The sequence below is a fragment of the Brevibacterium permense genome (genome assembly GCF_013280495.1).
Lineage (GTDB): Bacteria > Actinomycetota > Actinomycetes > Actinomycetales > Brevibacteriaceae > Brevibacterium > Brevibacterium permense.
The window spans coordinates 229,243-244,112 of sequence record NZ_JABSSX010000001.1 but is presented as its reverse complement, the minus strand read 5'-3'; the positions used below and the strand labels follow the sequence as shown (position 1 = coordinate 244,112).

At 66.4% G+C, this 14,870-nt stretch carries 13 protein-coding genes; 4 read left to right on the top strand and 9 right to left on the bottom strand.

The annotated features are described in order from the left end of the window. Positions 1-23: 23 nt before the first annotated feature. From HK353_RS01175 to HK353_RS01155, 5 genes are all read right to left on the bottom strand, one after another. Positions 24-1,655 carry a long-chain-fatty-acid--CoA ligase gene (locus HK353_RS01175; RefSeq protein ID WP_173151458.1) on the bottom strand — a complete coding sequence of 544 codons (1,632 nt, stop codon included), beginning with the start codon at positions 1,653-1,655 and terminating at the stop codon, positions 24-26. 207 nt (positions 1,656-1,862) lie between these two features. Next, a complete protein-coding gene (locus HK353_RS01170) occupies positions 1,863-2,624 on the bottom strand; it encodes an enoyl-CoA hydratase-related protein (protein WP_173151455.1) in 762 nt (253 codons plus the stop codon). Positions 2,625-2,881: 257 nt separating this feature from the next. Continuing rightward, on the bottom strand, positions 2,882-3,088 hold the full coding sequence (locus HK353_RS01165) for a GNAT family N-acetyltransferase (RefSeq protein WP_173151453.1): 207 nt from the start codon (positions 3,086-3,088) through the stop codon (positions 2,882-2,884). Beyond that, entirely contained in the window at positions 3,088-4,347 is a 1,260-nt protein-coding gene (locus tag HK353_RS01160) for a trans-sulfuration enzyme family protein (protein ID WP_173151452.1), read from the bottom strand. The genes HK353_RS01165 and HK353_RS01160 overlap by 1 nt, the downstream gene beginning before the upstream one ends. Positions 4,348-4,523: 176 nt before the next feature. Next, positions 4,524-5,441 carry a LysR family transcriptional regulator gene (locus HK353_RS01155; RefSeq protein ID WP_173151450.1) on the bottom strand — a complete coding sequence of 306 codons (918 nt, stop codon included), beginning with the start codon at positions 5,439-5,441 and terminating at the stop codon, positions 4,524-4,526. A gap of 86 nt (positions 5,442-5,527) precedes the next feature. On the opposite strand from HK353_RS01155, the gene HK353_RS01150 reads away from it, so the two are divergent. Both HK353_RS01150 and HK353_RS01145 read left to right on the top strand, forming a co-directional pair. Further along, a complete protein-coding gene (locus HK353_RS01150) occupies positions 5,528-6,646 on the top strand; it encodes a YeiH family protein (RefSeq protein ID WP_173151449.1) in 1,119 nt (372 codons plus the stop codon). A gap of 209 nt (positions 6,647-6,855) precedes the next feature. Then, positions 6,856-8,229, top strand: coding sequence for an SLC13 family permease (locus tag HK353_RS01145; RefSeq protein WP_173151448.1), 1,374 nt, complete (start codon positions 6,856-6,858; stop codon positions 8,227-8,229). A gap of 183 nt (positions 8,230-8,412) precedes the next feature. On the opposite strand, the gene HK353_RS01140 is transcribed toward HK353_RS01145, so the two are convergent. Next, positions 8,413-9,000, bottom strand: coding sequence for a GNAT family N-acetyltransferase (locus tag HK353_RS01140; protein WP_173151447.1), 588 nt, complete (start codon positions 8,998-9,000; stop codon positions 8,413-8,415). 153 nt (positions 9,001-9,153) lie between these two features. Here HK353_RS01140 and HK353_RS01135 point away from each other — a divergent pair, with 153 nt between their 5' ends. Beyond that, positions 9,154-9,480 carry a GNAT family N-acetyltransferase gene (locus HK353_RS01135; protein WP_173151446.1) on the top strand — a complete coding sequence of 109 codons (327 nt, stop codon included), beginning with the start codon at positions 9,154-9,156 and terminating at the stop codon, positions 9,478-9,480. A gap of 135 nt (positions 9,481-9,615) precedes the next feature. Here HK353_RS01135 and shiA read toward each other — a convergent pair whose 3' ends face one another. Then, a complete protein-coding gene (gene shiA, locus HK353_RS01130) occupies positions 9,616-10,941 on the bottom strand; it encodes a shikimate transporter (RefSeq protein WP_173151445.1) in 1,326 nt (441 codons plus the stop codon). Between the two features lie 255 nt (positions 10,942-11,196). Here shiA and HK353_RS01125 point away from each other — a divergent pair, with 255 nt between their 5' ends. Further along, the gene (locus HK353_RS01125; protein ID WP_173151444.1) at positions 11,197-11,706 is read left to right on the top strand and encodes a putative immunity protein; all 510 of its coding nucleotides are present in this window, start codon (positions 11,197-11,199) and stop codon (positions 11,704-11,706) included. A gap of 189 nt (positions 11,707-11,895) precedes the next feature. Here HK353_RS01125 and HK353_RS01120 read toward each other — a convergent pair whose 3' ends face one another. Together HK353_RS01120 and HK353_RS01115 are read right to left on the bottom strand one after the other, a co-directional pair. Then, positions 11,896-14,082, bottom strand: a complete 2,187-nt coding sequence (locus tag HK353_RS01120) for a hypothetical protein (protein WP_173151443.1) — start codon at positions 14,080-14,082, stop codon at positions 11,896-11,898. 116 nt (positions 14,083-14,198) lie between these two features. Continuing rightward, a complete protein-coding gene (locus HK353_RS01115; RefSeq protein ID WP_173151442.1) occupies positions 14,199-14,795 on the bottom strand; it encodes a GNAT family N-acetyltransferase in 597 nt (198 codons plus the stop codon). Positions 14,796-14,870 lie beyond the last annotated feature (75 nt).

The following is a 14,870-nucleotide window of genomic DNA, read 5'->3' as shown; positions in this document are numbered from 1 at the left end:
CGCTGCCCGGATCAGCCTTGCGATCAGGACTGTTCCCAGTCCTTGCGCAGCAGCTTCTTGTCGAGTTTGCCCACCGAGGTGCGCGGCATCTCCTCGACCACCCTGACCTCGTCGGGCATCTGCCACTTGGCGAAACGAGCACTCAGCGTTTCGACGATCGAGTCCCGGGTCACCTCGGCGCCGGGGTTGGCCACAACGTAGGCGACGGGACGCTCATCCCACTTCTCGTCGGGGACTCCGATGACGGCGGCCTCGCTGACGTCGGGGTTGTCGAGGATCGCGTTCTCCATGTCGATCGACGAGATCCACTCGCCTCCGGACTTGATGACGTCCTTGAGTCGGTCGGTGATCTTCAGATAGCCGTACTGGTCGATGGTGCCGACATCGCCCGAGCGCCACCAACCGTCGAGGAACCGATCGGCATTGTCGGGCAGCTGGTAGTAGGACTCGGTGATCCAGGGACCGCGCATGAGGAGCTCGCCCATGGACTTTCCGTCGCGTGGCAGCTCATTGCCCTCGGGGTCGACGGTCTTCATCTCGACACCGATGATCGGCAGGCCCTGCGAACGCTTGAGGTCCCACTTCTCTTCCTCGTCGAGGTCGACACCGGGACGGATCTTCCAGTTCGTCGACGCCAGCGGGGTGGTCTCGGTGGCACCGTAGCCGTGGATGACGTCGGCCCCGGTGACCTCCTTGAACCCGCGCATCATCGACAGCGGCGGCTCTGACGACCCGGAGACGAGACGGACACCGCTGAGGTCCGGGGCCTGCGGCATCTTCTTCATCATCTGCAGCATCGGCCCGAAGATGGCGGGGGCGCCGTTGGCCAGGGTGACCTTCTCCTCGACGAAGGCCTGCGCGATGGCACCGAATTCTTCGGCGGCGAACTTGCCGGGCAGGACGAGCTTGGCGCCAGCGGCCACAGCATTCTGCGGGAAGCCCCACGACAGCACATGGAACATCGGGGTGATGGGCATGATGCAGTCGTCGAAGTTCGCGTGGAGTGCGGCCAGACCACCCATCGTGTGCAGGTAGATCGACCGGTGCGAGTAGTACACGCCCTTGGGGCGGCCGGTGGTGCCGGTGGTGTATCCGGCGTAGGCGGCGGTCTTCTCATCGACGACGGGCCAGTCGTAGGTCTCGGACTTCTCCCCGATGAGGTCTTCGTAGGAGACGACGTTGGTCAGGCTCGTCTCGATCTCGGCGATGGGTTTGTCGGTCATCACGACCCAGCCCTTGACGTCGAGCTTCGGAGCCAGCGATTCGGCGACGGTCAGCAGCGATTCGTCGACGAAGATCCAGTCCGACTTCGAGTGGCTGACGACGTAGGCGAGGTCCTCGGGAGCCAGGCGCAGGTTGAGCTGGAGCATGGTCGCGGCCACACCGGGCACGGCGAAGTAGAGCTCGAGGTGGCGGCGAGAGTTCCAGTCGAGGACTCCGACCATGGAGCCGGCACCGACGCCGAGGTCGGCGAGGCCGTGGGCGAGCTGCGCCATGCGCTTGAACTCGTCGGCGTAGTTCGACCGGCCCCAGGATCCGTCCGAACGGCGGTAGACGACCTCGGCATCACCGAAGACGGTGGCTGCATGGCGGATGAGGCTGGTGGTGTTGAGCTGGTAGCTGTCGCCCATGGTGGACGGAATTCCTGTCAGCATGAGACTCCTTCGTTCGTGCTCCGGTCCCGCCTCGGCGCTGTGGCCGCGACGGGAGAAGTATTGTGATCGCCGGTTTCGTGGTGGGCGGTCGTCACCATCACATCAGGTGCGGAGGCGGCTCGGATGCAGATGTATTGATTCGTGGTCAAACAGTTATCAACCGGTCCGCGGTCCGGCCGCTATGGACCAGTGAGCGCCTCCCCAGAATCATTCACCGGTGAAACCGGGTGCCCTCTTGTCGAGGAAGGCGGCGACCCCCTCGGCGAAGTCGCTGCTCGCACGCAGCGCATCCTGTCCTTCGACCTCGCGGGCGAAGGACGCGTCGAGTTCGGCCAGGCTGGCTCGGTTGATCGCTCGCTTCGAAGCTGCCAGGGCACGGGTCGGGCCCTGCGCGAAGACCGCGGCGACTTCTCCGGCGCGTTCCAGGTGGCTTCCAGCCGGGACGACCTCACTGGCCAATCCCCAGTCGAGGGCGTCGGCTGCCTGCAGCTTCTCACCGGTCAGTGCCAGGCGCAGGGCCCGGTGGCGTCCGGCCGAGGCGGCAACCAGGGCGGTCGAGCCCCCGTCGGGCATGAGCCCGATCTTCGTGAACGGCAGCATGAGATAGGACTTCTCGCTCATCACCAGATAATCGCAGGCCAGGGCGAGGGAACATCCGATGCCCGCAGCTGGTCCGGACACCGCCGCGATCGTGGGGATGGCCAGGTCGAGGATCGCGGCGATGATCCTATTCGCCCCGGCGAGGTCGATGCCTTCGCGCTTCGCCACTCCACCCTGGAGATCCGCACCAGAGCTGAAGGACCGTTCATTTCCGGTGAGGATGATGGCACGGGAATTCGCAGCCGCCTCGGTGACGGCCGCGCCGATGGCCTGGAATGCCTCCTCGTTGAGCGCGTTGAGGCTCTCCGGACGGTTGATGGTCACGGTCGTGACATCGCCGCTGACTTCGGTGAGAACGCTGGTGGACAATGCGACTCCTTCGTACGAATCCGATGATCCTGGTAGCTTTCGGGGCTAATGCCTCCATCCGCCGTCGAGGAGAACGGAAGCATCTACCGTCACTTTAACGTACGTTAAGTTGATCTGCGTCACACGTCCAAGTGGAGTCGGCGTTGCCCGTGTCCTGCGGGTGGATCCACCGTGAAATCTACTGAGTTATCGAGGCGGATCCACCCACAGGAGACACGTTCCGAAGTGAGGCCTGGGCCGGAGAGAGCCTCCCCGTCTCAGGCCAATGTCGCGCCGAGCTGGGCGGCGGTGAGTTCCCGGTCGGCGAAGACCAGTCGGACGAGGATCGCTTCGGCCTCTTCCTTATCGGTCAGACGTCCGCTGGGCAGGTGCGTCCAGACCCGCGGGTCGGAGTCGATGGAGAAGAACTGGTCGAGGTCGTCCGCGCAGGGCCGGTCGAGCACATAGTCGGGCGTCTGCCTCATCAGGCAAGGGCCGCCTCGAGGTCGGCCCAGAGGTCGTCGAGGTTCTCGATGCCGACGCTCAACCGGATGAGCCCTTCGGGCACGGTCGCCGGTTCCGAGGGGTGACGGCGGCGCCGTTCGATGAGGGATTCCACCCCGCCCAGGGAGGTTGCCGGCGTCCACAGTCGGACCGCCTCGGCGATGGCGGTGGCCTTGTCCGCGGTCGCGACGGTGAAGGAGATGATCGCGCCGAATCCGTTCATCTGCGCGGACGCGCGGGCGTGGCCGGGGTCGTTCGGCAGGCCCGGGTAGCGGGTTTCGACGACGGCCGGATGGGCGGCGAGGCGCTCGGCGATGACCTGGGCGTTGGCCTGCGCGCGGTCGAGGCGCACCGCCAGGGTGCGCAGTCCGCGCAGGGCCAGCCAGACCTCGAAGGGACCGGCGATTCCGCCCCGCATGGATCGTTCCGTGTGCAGTTCTTCGCGCAGGGAATCGCTGCTGGTCACGACCGCACCGAGGACGACGTCGGAGTGCCCGGCGAGGTATTTCGTCACTGAGTGCACGACGATATCGGCGCCCAGGTCGAGCGGGGTCTGCAGCAGCGGGGTGGCGAAGGTGTTGTCGACGGAGACGAGGAATCCGCGGTCCTTGGCCGCCGCGGTCAGCGCGGGAACGTCGGCGACCTCGAGCATCGGGTTCGTCGGCGTTTCGATCCACAGCATCCCCGGGGATGCGGCTTCGCCCGCCGTCGCCGAGGCGGTCCATCCGTCAGCGTCCCCCGCCGAGGCGACCGTCTCCTCCTCTGGGACCTGGCCCGCCGTCGCGTGCCCCGCCTCGTCGAGGGCGGCGATGACCGCCTCGGTGTCGGCGATATCGACGGTGACGAGGTCGAAGTTCTGCCGCCCAGCGATCTGCTCGGCTGAGGCGAGCGCTCCCTGGTAGCTGTGAGTGGGGATGATCAGGGTGCCTCCGGCGGGCACGAGGCTGATCACGGCCGAGATCGCCGCCAGGCCGGAGCCGAAGACCAGTCCGGGCAGGCTCGCATGTTCGAGCTGACCGAGCGCCTCTTCGAAGGGCGTCCATGCGGGAGTGTCGAAACGGGCATAGGCATAAGGCGAGTTCAAGATGTCGCCCGCGCTCACGAAGGTCGAGGACAGATCGATCGGCGGGTTCACCGACGCGCCGTCGACGCGCTGAGGCCGTCCGATCTCGACGACGACGGTGTCCGGGGCGAACCCGGGGTTGCGGGTGGGTGAGGAGGCTGGCTCGGGCTGCGTCATGTCCCCAATATATGCCTCACCGCATCACACGGAATCGACAGCGATATTTCGGACACGTATTCCGTAACTCTGGAGGGTTCGCCCGGTGTCCGCTGCTTCGGACGGCGCGGAGACTTCGACCTGCTCGGGTCCCGTCACTCGGATCCCGTCACTCGAGCCCCGTCACTCGAGCCCCGTCACTCGAGGCTGTCGACCATGTGCTCGAGCAGCAGACGTGCCCCGTGTGACTGTCGCCGGGTCCGCACCCATACAGCGTGGAGTTCACGGGTGAGGTCGACGCCGTCGGCCACCGGCAGCGGCACCAGACGTCCCGCCCGGAAGTCATCGCGCAGAGCGAGTTCGGACAGAACGGCCGGGGCCACGGATGTGGCGGCGGCGATGCGCAGGGCGGAGTTCGATCCGTACTCCCCCGCCACGCGCACTCCCCCCACTCCGACCAGTGCCGCGTCGATGACTTCTCTGGTGCCCGAACCGATCTCACGCACCAGCAGCGGCACCTGCGCCAGCTCCTCGGCGGTGATCGGCTGCGTCCAGGCGTGGGCGAAGTCCGGGGCACAGGCGATCATGAGCCGGTCACGGCCGACCACCTCGGCGTTGAGGTCCTGCGGCAGGGACACGGATTCGATGAGCCCGAGGTCGCTGGTCTGCCGACGCACCCGGTCGATGACTGTCGCGGAGTTCTCCACCGACAGACCGATGTCGATTGTCGGGTGTGCGGCTCGGAAGGTCGTGAGGTGGTGGGGCATGAGGTACTCGGCGACCGTCAGCGAAGCGCTGACCTTGACGGTTCCGGCGCGGGCGTCCTGGATCGCGCGGGCCCCGGCGTAGAGCGTGTCGTAGGCTTCGATGACCTTCGACGCCCATTCGGCGATGGCGCGGCCCTCGACGGTGAGTTCGGTGCCCCGCGGAGAGCGCCGCAGAAGAGGCACCTTGAGATCGCGTTCGAGGTTGCGCAGGCTGCGGGAAGCATTCGGCTGGGCGAGATCGAGTTCAGCCGCGGCCTGGCCGATCGACCTGGCGTTGCCGCTGAGGGCCACCAGCAGCCCCAGAGCCTGGAGCTCGGGCCAGTTCTTGATATTCCCGAGATCGTGCATATGCTCATCATGACATATCAGATCCATATGGGTTGCGAAGAAATCACCGTCTACTGCGACCGTGCAGGCGTTGACAGACTGAAGTCATGAACCGCTTCGTCTCCCTCTTACCCGGACTCGCCGTCGCCGCTGTGGCCACGGCCGTCGCGTGGCCGATCTCCATGCTCGCCCCCGTGCTCTCACCGCTCCTCGTGGCGATCGTGCTCGGCATCCTCCTGGGCAATCTCGTGCCCAACCTGCCCGAGGCGTTCATGCCCGGACTCAATTTCGCCGCGAAGCCGCTGCTGCGCCTGGGCATCGTCGCCCTCGGCGCGCAGGTGGTGCTCGGTGACATCCTCGCCCTCGGCTGGCTCGTCCTCGTCCTCGCCGCCGTCATCGTCGCCGCCGGAATCCTCTCGGCCCTGGCCCTGGCGGGACCGCTCAAGGTTGACCGCCCCCTGGCCGTGCTCATCGGCAGCGGATTCGGCATCTGCGGTGCCGCCGCCGTCGCCGGAGTCGAGTCGACCCTGAAGTCGAAGAAGGAGGATGTGGCCGCCGCGATCGGCCTCGTTGTCCTCTTCGGCACCCTGATGATCGCGATCGTGCCCGGACTCTCGACCGCCCTGGGTCTGTCCCCGGAGACCGCCGGAATGTGGGGCGGTGCCGCCACCCATGAGGTCGCCCAGGTCGTGGCGATCGGCGGGATCATCGGCCCCGCGGCCCTCGAGATCGCCGTCCTCGTCAAACTCGCCCGCGTCATCATGCTCGCCCCCACCGTCGCCGTGTTCAGCTACGCAGTGCGCCGCAGCGAGGCCAAGGCACTGACGAACACCGGCACCGAGGCGGCCGCCGGTTCCACCGAGACCTCCGCAGCCGCAGGCCAGGGTGGAGAGAGCAAGGGGTCGGGCGCATCGGCCGCGGGGGCAGTGTCGACCGCAACGAAGCAGACTCCGGCGCAGGGCAAGCGTCCGCCGATCGTTCCGCTCTTCGTCGTCGGCTTCCTCGTCATGGCGGCTCTGCGCACCTTCGGGCTGCTCCCGGAATTTGCGGTCACCGGACTCAGCTGGATCCAGACAGTGTGCCTGGCGATGGCGATGTTCGCCCTCGGCCGCGGAGTGCAGTGGCGGTCGCTGAAGAACCTCGGCGCCCGACCGATCGCCCTGGCCGCACTCGTCACGATCATCGTCGCCCTCATCGCCCTCGGCGGAGCCCTCCTCCTCACCTAACCCCTCCCCAATTGCTACCTGACGGCGGCGCAGCAACCTTGCGCGAGGTTGCTGCGCCGCCGTCAGGTAGCAATTGGGGAGGATTTTCCGTCTATCGGGACTTTCCGACGATTCGGACACGCCTCATCGGTACCCGCCGGTAACACTGGTAGTCTCTCAGCGAATCAGCCAGCGATGCTCAGTGTCGCTTCAGCCTTCGCAAGGACATCATGCTCACTCAGATCATTGCTCTGCTCATATTCGTCGCTCTCTTCGCCATCGGCGCGGTCCGCGGTGTGCAGATCGGCGTGCTCATGCTCGTCGGCGCGGCCGGAACCGGGCTCCTCTTCACCGATATGGCCGTCGACGACATCGTCGCCGAGTTCCCCCTGGACATCATGATCCTGTTGGCCGGGGTCACCTATTTCTTCGCGATCGCGCAGGAGAACGGGACCGTCGACAAGATCATCGACTGGGCCCTCGAACGGGTCGGATCCTCGGCGGTGCTGCTACCCGCGGTGTTCTTCGTCATCACCGGCTGCATTGCGGCCATGGGAGCACCGTTGGCGGGTCTCGTCATGATGCCCGTGGGCATGCAGGTCGCCCGCAAGTACGGCGTCGACTACGCGCTCATGGGACTGGCGATCTGCTTCGCCATCGGCGCCGGCGGCTTCGCCCCGACCAGTCTCTACGGAATCGTCACGTACTCGACCGCCCACGATGCCGGCATCGACCTCTCTCCGTTCCTGCTCTTCGGCATCGCCGTGGCCGTCTACCTCGTCATGCTTGTGGTCGCCTACTTCATGTACGGGCGGTCGCTGTTCTCGAAGACGACTGTGGCGGCCGCCGAGCATGCTTCGACCGGAAGTGCCCAGTCGAAGGTCTCCCGCGGCTCCGCCTCGGCGTCAAACGTCGCCTTCGGTGAGGACGATGAGGACGAAGCGCTCTTCGATTCCTCCACCACCGCCGAGGCGGGAGAATCCAAGCCGTTCACCTTCGTACAGATCCTCACCGTGATCTTCATGGTCGGCCTCATCGGCACCGTGGTCGTGCTCGCGGCTCTCGGCCAGGAACCGGACATCGGTCTGCTGTGCTTCATGTTCGGAGCGATCCTCGCACTCGTCGATCCGAAGACGGGCAAGGCCGCGATCCCGAAGATCGACTGGCCGACCGTACTGCTCGTCGGCGGCATCATCACTTTCGTCGGCGTGCTGCAGAACATGGGAGCCGTCGACCTGCTCGGCGAGGGCGCCGAGTCGATCGGTTCGCCGCTCATCGCCGCTTTCGTCCTCTGCATCGTCGGCGGCCTGGTGTCGGCGTTCGCATCGACGACGGGCATCCTCGCTGCGCTGGTGCCGCTGGCCCTGCCGCTCATCGCCGCGGGCGGGGTGCCCGGCTGGGCACTCATCGCGGCCCTGGGCGTGTGCTCGGCGGTCGTCGACGTCTCACCGTTCTCGACGCTGGGCGCCACGGTCGTCGCGACCGCCCCTGTCGAGGACAAGCCGCGCCTGACGCGCATCCTCGTGAAGTTCGGCATGTCGATGGTCGTCATCGGGCCTGTCGCGCTCGTCGGCGGCCTGGTCGTGCCCGCCATGTTGTTCTGAGGCTGGACTCTCGAGCCTGGACCCCGGGCCGAGCCCCAGGGCCCGAACACCAGGGCCTCCAAGAATAGGTCAGCATCGGACACTTTTCTCCAACAGAAGTGTCCGATGCCGACCCATTTTCCGGCTGCACCCCGTTCTTCGGCTGCACCCGCTCTTCGCCTGCAGCCGCGCTTCGGCCGCCCCTCAGCTCAAGGGTTTGGCCAGGAGCACGAATTCGAGGTCGTCGACCTTCGGCAGTCCGAAGCGTTCGTCGCCGTAGGGGAAGGGCTCGATTTCGCCGGTGCGCACGTAGCCGCGGCGCTCGTAGTAGGCGATGAGTTCATCACGCTTGTTGATCACGCTCATCCGCATCGACGCTGCACCCCAGTGTTCGACCACCCACGCCTCGGCGAGGCCGATGAGCAAGGACCCCACCCCCTTGCCCTGTCCCAGCGGAGAGACGGCGAGCACCCCGAGGTAGGCGGCCCCGTCTTCGGGTTCGCGCACATAGACGCTGGCCACGGCGCGACCCTGCCGATCGCGGGCGAGCAGGATCTGGGAGTCCGCCTCGGCGAGCATGTCCTCGGCCATGAAACCGTCGAGCCGCTGTCCCCCGAGCAGGTCCGCCTCGGTGGTCCAGCCCTGTTTCGATCCTTCACCGCGGTAGGCCGAGGACACGAGTTCGACGTAGTCGGGGATGTCGGCGGACGTCAGTTCGGTGACCTCGAATCCGGCTGCACCCAGCTTCCGGCGGTGCGCGTCGACCAGGGTCGCCGAGGGGTGTGCGGTCATAGGTGGGACTCCTTCAAGATCTTCTGTGGGGCTGCGTCTGACCAGGCTAGTCGCTTCCTCAGGAACAGAACTATAGTGTCAGTTGTCAGGACGGCGACATCGCCGACGACCATCGCGCAGTGCCGCCGGCACGGACATTCGGGAGGAATCACCATGGACATCGACATCTCGGGAGAGACCTTCACCATCGCCGAGGATGCTGCGGCCAAACGCTTCACCGTCTGCCACGCGGGCAAGGTCATCGGTCTCGCCGATTACATCGACCGTGAGGCGAGTGCCGATGACACCGCCGACGGTCCGGTGCGCATCTTCACCCACACCGAGGTGTCGCCCGAGTGGGGCGGTCGCGGCTTGGCGGCCAAGCTGGTGCGCTATGCGCTGGAGACCAGCGCCGAGGCGGGGCTGAAGTTCCGGACCACGTGCTCCTATGTGCAGAGTTTCCTGGCCAAGAACGACGAGTTCGACAAGTTCGTCGCCTGAGCGGCCGGCCCATGAGCGGTGTGCGCTCCCGGCGATGAGGTCGCGCGGCCGCGATGACCGAGTGGCCGCCGCACCCCACACCGTTCCTGCCACAACCACCTCGATGCGGCATACCGCCTCGGCGCACCGAGGTGATCAGGCACCGGCGGTGCGTCGTCCCTTCTTCGCGAGGTAGGCGGCGACGGAGATCGAAATCAGGCAACCCACTGCGAGGTAAGCACCGACGAGGTACCAGCTGCCGCCGCCGACTCCGACGAGGTACGTGGCGATGAACGGAGTGAAGCCGCCGGCCAGCGCGCTGGCCAGCTGGTAGCCGACGCCCGCTCCGCTGTAACGGAACTCGGGGCTGAACATCTCGGCGAACAGCGGCTGCTGGACGCTGACGACCGCGTCGTGGGCGATGTTGACCAGCAGCACGGCGAAGATCACGATGGCGATCGTGCTTCCCGATTCCAGAGCGAGGAAGAACGGGATCGCGCTGAGCAGTCCGACGACTCCGCCGGTGAGGTAGACGCGCAGACGTCCGTACCGATCAGAGAGGTAAGCAAAGGCAGGAATCGTGACAATACCCAGGCCGCCGACGAGCAGCGTGATGTTGAGCATGAGCTGCCTGTCGAGACCGAGTTCGTCCGTCGCATACGACAGCGCGAAGGTGGTGACGATGTACATAGTCAGAAGCTCGATGAACCGCAGTCCGACGATCTGGGCGATCTGTGCGGGGAATCGTTTGAAGGCCTCGAGGATCGGCAGCTTGGCAACTTTGTCCTCGTCCGCGTTCTTCACTCGTTCCACATATTCTTCGGATTCCGCGACACCGGCACGGATCCACAGCCCGACCAGAACGAGGCCGGCACTGGCAAGGAACGGGATCCGCCATCCCCAAACCAGGAAGCCTTCGGAGCTCAGTCCGCCGCTGAGGATGGCGACGAGTCCGGTGGCCAGCAGCAGGCCGACCGAGTAGCCGACCTGAACCCCACTGGAGTAGAAGGCGCGCAGCTTCGGCGGTGCGCTTTCGACGGCCATGAGCGCGGCGCCTCCCCATTCTCCGCCGACCGCCACGCCCTGAATGCAGCGCAGCAGGACGAGCAGTGCCGGTGCCAGCCAGCCGATCGCCTGGTAGGTCGGCAGACAGCCGATGAGCGCGGTGGCCACGCCCATGATCGTCATCGTCCAGATGAGCATGGACTTGCGCCCGAGACGGTCGCCGAAGTGGCCGAAGATGATTCCGCCGAGCGGGCGGAAGATGAATCCGACGCCGAAGGTTGCGAACGCCGCGAGCGTGCCCGCTCGGTCACTGTAGCCGGGGAAGAAGAGCTCGCCGAAGACCAGAGCTGCGACGATCCCGTAGAGCAGGAAGTCATACCATTCGACGACGGCGCCGATAAACGACCCGGCCGCCGCACGGCGTGCACGCCGTCCAACGTAAGGTTCAGCTCTCACCTGGTCTTCGATATCGGCCATCGGTTTCTCCCCTGAACTCGTCTTCGGCTCTCTGCCGGCCGCCCTCGCGTGATCGACGCTGAGCAATCTAGCACGGCCGATGACTGCTGAGTCGACCGTGTCCACCAGGGAAACCGCACGCCGCCAGTCAGTCTCCGTCCACGGTTGCCGATGCGCTCAAGCCAGGCACCGTCCGGAAGGGCCACTACAATCGGCCACTGTGAACGCCTGCTCGCTTCGTCGCTCGCGACCGCTGTCGATTCTCGGTCGGCTCCCATGATCCTGCCCGGGGTTCGTGATCCCCGAATGATCACGATTCGCCGAGGCGGCTCCCTCACCGATGCCGACCACCGCCTTCTCGCGCCGTGGGCCGCCGACTGCGCCGAACACGTCCTGCCGTTCTTCGAATCCGTCTGCCCCGAGGACGATCGACCTCGCGACGCCCTTGCCGCCGCCCGGGCGTGGGCAGCCGGTGAGATGCCGATGATGGAGGCTCGCGCCCTCGGCGGTCATGCCATCGGTGCGGCACGACCCTTGCGTGGACCCGCCCGGTTCGCCGCTTATGCGGCGGGTCAGGCGGCCTGTATCGGACACGTCGCCGAACACAACCTCGGAGCGGCGGCCTACGCGATCAAAGCGGCCCGAGGAGCTTCAGGGAAGGACCTTGCGGCCGGTCGTGCCGAACGCGACTGGCAGCGTGACCGGCTGCCGAATGAAGTTGGTGAACTCGTGCTGGAAGATCAGGCACGCCGCGATGCGATCTGCTGGTCGGTATTCAGCGCCTGATCGCTCGCGGCACCCTCCACGACTGATAGCACGCTTGCAAACGGGTGCTATCTGTCGTGAAGCGGGTTGCCAGCGACTCAGCCTCGTGGACACCCTGGCCCCTGGCACGCAGAAGCCCCGCACGTTGGCGGGGCTTCTGCGTCAGCGTCGCGAAATCCGTGCGGACCTCGCTTCAGCGACTTCGGGACGTCACGCGCGCCGGCGAGCGAGAACGTCGTTGACGGCGCCGAGGTCGGCGGCCTTCGTCGTCCGGATCGCCTTGCGCCCATGGCCGAGCGGGCCTTCCTCGCGGGCGGAGTCGCTGAGTTCCGGACGGTAGCCGAGCTCTTCGGCGAACTGAGCCGCGATATCTTCACGGCTGCGGGCCTCGGTTTCGTACGAGCTGGCATCGGCCGCCGATGCCGAGGGCACGGGATGCTCGGCTTCGGGTGCGTCGACGTAGCTGGGCACCGGCAGCGGGGTCGGCGACCAGCCGTCGCGCGATTTCAGACGCTGCATGAACGGGTCATCGACCGTGCGAGCCGCCGCATCAAGTGCAGCGTGCACATCCGCATCGACTTCCTTTCGACCGGCCGCATCTGAGACGGTTTCGGTCTCAGCGAGGAGGTCGGCTCCGAGCGAGACCGGGGCCTTGGCGGATTCGGTCCGAGCCTTCTCTGCAGATGTCGCCGAGGCGGCGTCGGCATCGTTCTCGCGGTCGATCGTGGTACCCGTCGCTTCCGCCTTCGGCTCTGCCGTCGACGTCGATTCCGCGGTGGCGACGGTGCCCGACGTCGAGGCGGTCTCGGAGTCGGCAGCCGCCTCGGCGGAAGTCGCGTCACCGTCTGCGGTGGCGTTCTCCTTCACGACCGGGATCGGTCCGGTGAGGAGGACCTGGCGCGTGGTGTGGCCCTCGGCGGCTTCCTTGCGGATGCGCACGAGCGGGATCTCGCCGGTGTCGGCCTCTTCGCGGGACTTCTTCGCCTCGGCGGAGCGGTTCATCGCAGCGCGAGCCTGCGCGGCCTTCGCCGCCGCGCTCGTACCCTGGGCGGCCGCGGCGATCCGGGCAGCAGTTCCGCTCGATGTCGATGCAGGGGCTGTGCGAGGCTGCTGCTTGACCGGAACGGTCTGCGACTTCGCGGACTTCGCGCCCGTGCGAGTTGTCGTCTGCGATCCAGTTGCAGGCTGAGCATTTGTCGTCGTCCTGGCCGTGGCAGTCGATCGTGAGGAGTCAGTCGGCCGTGCCGTGGCAGTCGACGGTTCGGCCGGCTTCGTCCCGGAGGCACGCTCGACCTTGGCGACGCTCTCCGCCTCGGTGGCATGCTTCGGCTGGCCCGCTGACCGTGACCGTGCGGTCTCCTGCAGACGTCGCAGCTTCTTCTTCGTCTCGCGCTTGCGCAGATTGAGCGTGCGCACGAGGAAGAGAGTGACGACCGCGAGCCCGAGGAAGACACCGGCCAGGGCGATGTGCACGACCGAGAAGGCTGCGAGCACACTCGACACAAGGATGCCGAGAACCGAGGCGAGGAAGACCAGGGAGAAGCCCCTGACCATGGTGTTCAGCGACTTCAGTGACTCCCGCAGGGTCGTGGCTTGCTCGGTCATCGCATGTTCCTCATCGGTTCCGATGGTCGGATTGGAAATCTGTCGGTTCTGTACATCTGTGCCGGCCATCCCCTCGCCGAGGTGGCCGCCGCGTCCCGTCCGCGACCGGCCTTCACGTGGTCCGCCGCCTTGAGGTGCCGGACCAGCGCCGGCCGGAGCCGTCCGGCTAGTCGACGCCTTGTGCCCCGCGCCGGTCGAGTGCGGCGGATGGGCCTGTGGCGAACGACCCTGTGTGTCCGACTGCCCGACGGAGCGGCCGCTGTCGTTGAAGACGGCATGGACCGCGGGGTGGAGCAGTCGCACATTGTCATTGGCAGCGCCTGCACGAACACCTGTGTCAGTGCCGACGCCTACGCTGGAACCGACAACACCGCGACCGACGGCCGCATGATCGGCGGACAGGGAGGAGTAAGTTTCACCGACCGCAACGGGGAGGACGTTGAGCTGGGCGTCCTCGGCAGCCTCGGTGATGGTGTGTGCTTCGGCGTCACCGTCGATGACGGCGAACTCGGGAGTGGAGGCCGAGAGACTCAGCTTCGGGGCCTCGACTTCCTGTGAGACGTCCGGGGTCGTAACCGACGGCACCTTCCGGGGTTTGTCGTGGAATACCTGGATGCGCTCCGAATGGTCGTGTCCGGGGATGGCTGTCTCGGCGGAGACGACGGCCGCATTGTCCGGAACCGTGTCGATTTCGACGCGCGAGAGATCCGTCGCGGACTTCCGAATCATTGCGGGCACAGCAACGGCGAATACCACGACGATGGCGATGACGACGATGATGCTGGTGTCCACAGTGCCACCCTAAGTTGCAGGCATCAGGGAAGTCGTGAAGACGCGAGGTGTGTCGGTCAAACTGGGGCGAAGTTCACCGAATTCCCAGGTGGCGGCTGAACGTTCCCGATGCGCGCCTACCACCCGCCGGTGCCGTGCCTGTATGCGGCCAGCAGACCCTGCGGGACCTCCTCGGCGAGGAGGGCGAAGGTGCGGTGGTCGCACCACTGCCCATCGATGTGCATGTACTTCTCGCGCAGCCCCTCATCGCGCAGACCTAGCTTCTCGACCACGCGAAGGCTCGCGGTGTTCTCCGGGCGGATGTTGATCTCGATGCGGTGGAGTCCGAGGGCGAAGAAGCAGTGGTCGGCGGCCATCGCCACGGCGACCGGGGTGATTCCGCGCCCGGCCACGCGCGAGTCGATCCAGTAACCGATCTGCCCGGACAGGATCGAACTCCAGCTCAGTCCCGATACGGTGATCTGTCCGCGGAAGTTCCCGTCGACCTCGATGGCGAACGGCACGGTCTGCCCGCGTTTGGCCTGTTTGTCCTGCATCCGCACCATCGTGCGGAACCCCGGCAGCTCCTGGCCCGACTCAGGCAGGGTCGCGTCCCACGGGCGCAGCCAGTCGCGGTTGAATCGGCGGACCTCTCGCCAGGCCTCTTCGTCGCGGCGGCGCAGCGGTCGCAGCACGATATCGGACTGTCGATCAGTCAGGATGACAGGCCACACGCGGCTGCCCTCGCTCTCGGGATCAAGGTCGGTCTGCCCGGATGGGCTGGACCAGGACGGTCGGCTCGGAGCCGT

Bases quoted from the DNA above. Each gene is read 5' to 3' on its own strand.
- HK353_RS01175 (WP_173151458.1), bottom strand. From the start codon at position 1,655: ATGCTGACAGGAATTCCGTCCACCATGGGCGACAGCTACCAGCTCAAC.
- HK353_RS01165 (WP_173151453.1), bottom strand. From the start codon at position 3,088: ATGAGGCAGACGCCCGACTATGTGCTCGACCGGCCCTGCGCGGACGAC.
- HK353_RS01160 (WP_173151452.1), bottom strand. From the start codon at position 4,347: ATGACGCAGCCCGAGCCAGCCTCCTCACCCACCCGCAACCCCGGGTTC.
- HK353_RS01155 (WP_173151450.1), bottom strand. From the start codon at position 5,441: ATGCACGATCTCGGGAATATCAAGAACTGGCCCGAGCTCCAGGCTCTG.
- HK353_RS01150 (WP_173151449.1), top strand. From the start codon at position 5,528: ATGAACCGCTTCGTCTCCCTCTTACCCGGACTCGCCGTCGCCGCTGTG.
- HK353_RS01145 (WP_173151448.1), top strand. From the start codon at position 6,856: ATGCTCACTCAGATCATTGCTCTGCTCATATTCGTCGCTCTCTTCGCC.
- HK353_RS01140 (WP_173151447.1), bottom strand. From the start codon at position 9,000: ATGACCGCACACCCCTCGGCGACCCTGGTCGACGCGCACCGCCGGAAG.
- HK353_RS01135 (WP_173151446.1), top strand. From the start codon at position 9,154: ATGGACATCGACATCTCGGGAGAGACCTTCACCATCGCCGAGGATGCT.
- shiA (WP_173151445.1), bottom strand. From the start codon at position 10,941: ATGGCCGATATCGAAGACCAGGTGAGAGCTGAACCTTACGTTGGACGG.
- HK353_RS01125 (WP_173151444.1), top strand. From the start codon at position 11,197: ATGATCCTGCCCGGGGTTCGTGATCCCCGAATGATCACGATTCGCCGA.